This window comes from Pseudomonas sp. HMSC065H01, from assembly GCF_001815235.1.
Taxonomy (GTDB): domain Bacteria; phylum Pseudomonadota; class Gammaproteobacteria; order Pseudomonadales; family Pseudomonadaceae; genus Pseudomonas; species Pseudomonas aeruginosa.
Window position 1 is genome coordinate 1 of record NZ_KV819861.1, and the last position, 2,069, is coordinate 2,069.

Genomic DNA, 2,069 nt, shown 5'->3' on the forward strand with positions numbered 1-2,069 from the left:
GCAGCCAGCAACACCGGCGACCGCTCGGCAGCGTCGAACACCGGCGACTACTCGGCAGCCGAGGTCAGCGGCAAGGAATCCGTCGCCGCATCCCTGGGTATCGAAGGCCGCGCTCGCGCGTCTGCCGGCAGCGCCATCGTTCTCTGCCATCGCGACGACGAGGGGCGCCTCATCCATATCCGCGCCAGCAAGGTCGGGGAGAACGGCGTAGAGCCGGACACCTGGTACCAGTTGAATGCCGAGGGCGAGTTCGTCGAATTCGACGAGTGAGCTGCCATCGAACAGCGAACGAGTCTAGGGGCTAGCGCAGCCAGACCTGACGCATCCGGGGAAGCGCCCGGCGTTCGCTCCATTTGCCCTGATACGGCAAGAGAGGAATCCATGCCAACCCTTTTTGAGTTCGCAGCGCTGTTCGTTGTTCTGTTTCTGACTATTTATTGGTGAGGTGATAGATGAGTGAGTGGATCAAGTGTAGTGATCATCTACCAAACGTTGGCGACAAATGCCTGATCATGATCCCGGTATGTGGGCGATATGAAATAGAAGGAGCAACTTACGAGGGAGAAGGCGAATGGTTAGGCGCATGGTGCCAACGTAAAGGCGAAAGCCAATGTTACAAGGTCAAATACTGGATGCCGAGTCCAGAGCTTCCGCTGGAGAACAGCGTAAATATCGACTGGAAGAGCGCCCCGGAATGGGCATCGCATGCGCTGACTACTGGCCCGCTTTGGGATGGAATCGCCGATATGAACGGTAAGATCGATTTCGGGCAAGAAGGTTCGGACGGCAACCTCTACGACGGCCCCTACGAAGAAGCTTCCTGTGTATTTGTTATTGGAAATGATGCTTGGGTTGTTGTTTCAGTTCGACCAGTCAAACCAACCGCCTAACCGCGCCCTGGCGAATACACACACTGGAGGCAAGATGAGCGAGTGGAAAACGATTGATAGCGCTCCAAAGGATGGCACCAAGTTTCTTGGTTATTGCCCAGATTACGGCGTGAGAGAAACTCACATGCGAAAGTACACGGAGGGGAGTATCGGCTATGCGACATGGCAGCGCGGTGATGGCCCCCTGAACGCTGGGTGGGATTGGTTTGATACAATACATTCATCAATTTTAAACTGGCGCCCAACGCACTGGATGCCACTCCCAGCGCCTCCAGCCGACTGACTCCCAGGCAAGGACGCCACCCTTCAATGGGGATGCTCTACGGAGTGTTCGGCCAGACCAGAAATGGATGCTCGACAGACCTGGTAAAGAAGCAGCCGTATCCAGGCCATCCCCACCCTACCCCTCTTAGCCCGGCAAGTCCGGGCATTTTTTCGCCTGTATGACGACAGCGATTCGGAACGCTGCCGCATGCACGCGAACGCGAGGTGAGACATGAAAGAACTCGGATACGAGGAAGGCTCCATCTGCAACCGCGGCGGCTGCGAGGGAGTGATTGAGCTGGAGAGGGTCGAGAATTGCAGTTGCCATATTAGCCCTCCGTGTGCAGCGCATACGAGCGCGGACATGTGCTGTCCTGACTGCGGTTGGCGCGCGGCGGACGATCCGCTCTGTGTGCGCGAGATTCACACGATCATCCTAGACATTGGTGGATATGGGGCTTTCCTCGAAAGCAAGCCTCGGGTGCTTGACCCAACCAAAATCGACTGGACATGGGAACCGCATTCGGGCGCGTCAATGATCAAGAAGGGAGTTTTCCCCATCGGCACTTCGCGCGCCGAGGTTGAAAAAGCCGTGATCGGGACGTTTGGCGGCCGCTTCGAGTACTTCAACGAAGAGAAAGGCCAGTTCAAGTACATCGCCTACACCGACTGAGGTGAGAAATGAACACTGCATTGAAATACGCCCAGGAGCGCTGGGACAACGCGCTGCCGCCAGACGATGACGGCGACCGAGAGTATGTCACTGAGCAAGTCGGGAAGCTCCTGAACTGCGAGGACGGTGATTGCGTGCCGTTCCATGACCGGAAAGAGAGGCCCTTTATCGGGCCGGAGTTCACGGTCTACGGCTTTGCTGGATTCGTGCCCGAGTGGCTCGCCGAGGTAGACGGCAAAGAG

At 57.0% G+C, this 2,069-nt stretch carries 3 protein-coding genes and 2 pseudogenes; all 5 read left to right on the top strand.

From position 1 onward, the window contains the following. A pseudogene (locus HMPREF3014_RS09470) lies at positions 1–270 on the top strand (hypothetical protein); the annotation flags it as partial. A 182-nt stretch (positions 271–452) separates the two neighbouring features. Next, positions 453–890 (top strand): DUF551 domain-containing protein, encoded by a 438-nt coding sequence (locus tag HMPREF3014_RS33300; RefSeq protein ID WP_071540917.1) that lies wholly within the window; start codon positions 453–455, stop codon positions 888–890. A gap of 124 nt (positions 891–1,014) precedes the next feature. Continuing rightward, positions 1,015–1,173, top strand: coding sequence for a DUF551 domain-containing protein (locus HMPREF3014_RS35385; RefSeq protein WP_371915056.1), 159 nt, complete (start codon positions 1,015–1,017; stop codon positions 1,171–1,173). A 213-nt stretch (positions 1,174–1,386) separates the two neighbouring features. Further along, entirely contained in the window at positions 1,387–1,827 is a 441-nt protein-coding gene (locus HMPREF3014_RS09475) for a hypothetical protein (protein WP_023099010.1), read from the top strand. Positions 1,828–1,835: 8 nt separating this feature from the next. Next, a pseudogene (locus tag HMPREF3014_RS09480) lies at positions 1,836–2,069 on the top strand (hypothetical protein); the annotation flags it as partial.